Source organism: Streptomyces sp. NPDC002130 (assembly GCF_040296465.1).
In the GTDB taxonomy this organism is placed as follows: Bacteria; Actinomycetota; Actinomycetes; order Streptomycetales; family Streptomycetaceae; genus Streptomyces.
Genome location: NZ_JBEOXI010001091.1, coordinates 1 through 1,158 on the forward strand (window position 1 = coordinate 1; position 1,158 = coordinate 1,158).

At 63.6% G+C, this 1,158-nt stretch carries 2 protein-coding genes and 1 pseudogene; 1 reads left to right on the forward strand and 2 read right to left on the reverse strand.

The window, feature by feature from the left end; all coding sequences use genetic code 11:
* Both ABT116_RS48670 and ABT116_RS48675 read right to left on the reverse strand, forming a co-directional pair.
* Positions 1-109 (reverse strand): annotated as a pseudogene (locus ABT116_RS48670) (TadE/TadG family type IV pilus assembly protein); the annotation flags it as partial.
* Entirely contained in the window at positions 70-555 is a 486-nt protein-coding gene (locus ABT116_RS48675) for a LysR family transcriptional regulator (protein ID WP_351647983.1), read from the reverse strand. The pseudogene ABT116_RS48670 and the gene ABT116_RS48675, both read right to left, overlap by 40 nt.
* Before the next feature lie 158 nt (positions 556-713).
* Between ABT116_RS48675 and ABT116_RS48680 the strand changes: the two genes are divergently transcribed.
* Positions 714-1,136, forward strand: a complete 423-nt coding sequence (locus ABT116_RS48680) for a putative sulfate exporter family transporter (RefSeq protein ID WP_351647985.1) — start codon at positions 714-716, stop codon at positions 1,134-1,136.
* The last annotated feature ends 22 nt before the right edge of the window (positions 1,137-1,158 follow it).

Below are 1,158 nucleotides of genomic sequence, written 5' to 3' on the forward strand. Positions count from 1 at the left end.
GACCGTCCAGCGACGCACTGCGCGCCCCCGTCCTGGCCGCCGTGCCGGCCTGCTGGGCCGTGTAGGCGATCAGGCCGAGCTGCACGGCCCCCTCGGGCACTCGACGAATCCGAGGTCACACATTCCTACTTCGACGGCTTCGAGTACGCGTGTCGAGTTGTAGACCTGGAGGTGGACGGTGACACCGGGATGCAGCGATCGAAAGACGCCGAGCCAGGCAGGGATCAGATGTTCGGCGACGGTCATGCTGGCGCAGACGGTCAATTCCGCCGATCGTTCGGTCCGCATCCCTTCGGCGACGTCGAGAAGCTGCCTCGAGTTGGCGAGGACGCGGCGCGCCCAGTGGACGATGACGGTCCCCTGCGGAGTCAAGGTTGCCCCCGTCGACTTTCGGTGTATGAGTGGCATCCCGAGCTGCCGCTCGAGGGCTTTGACGGCGCGGCTGGCATTCGGCTGTGCGATGTGAGCCAGACGGCTTGCAGCACTGAGGCTTCCATGATCGTCGATACCGACAAGTAGCTCGAGAGTGGTGAGGTCGGGCCACCTTCTGGTCATGCAGACAGGCTATACCCAGCACCCTTTCCATATCGATCTGATATGCCGTGATGGTAGAAATCGCCCTACCGGGACGATGATGGCTGAAGGACTCTGGATGGGTGAACCGTGATGTGAAGTCCGTGGCCGAGAAACCCGCAGTCGCCCCTTCGTCAGAAGTGCGACGGTGGTCGAACCTCGCCGCATTGACGCCCGGAGTTGCGTTGTGCGCCTTGGGGGCTGCGGTCGCACTGGTAGCCGGTCGGTTCACCTCCGCCGTGAGTCCGCTGCTGATTGCGATTGTCGCGGGTGCGGTGTTGGCGAATACCGTTGCCTTGCCGGCAAAACTCCAACCTGGTCTGGCATTCTCGGCGAAACGACTACTTCGGGTGGGGATCGCTCTGCTCGGGCTGCAATTGATGTTCTCCGACATCATCGGTTTGGGTTGGGGAGTGATCGCGGTTGTGGTGGCGATAGTGTTCCTCGGTATCGCCGGGACCATGTATGCCGGAAAGCTTCTCGGATTGAGACTCCGCACCGCCCGCCCCCGGGGCACCCACCGGCACGAGCGCACCCGCCCAGTTCACCACCGTCTCCGGTAGCACCGTGAGCGTGCCCGGTGAG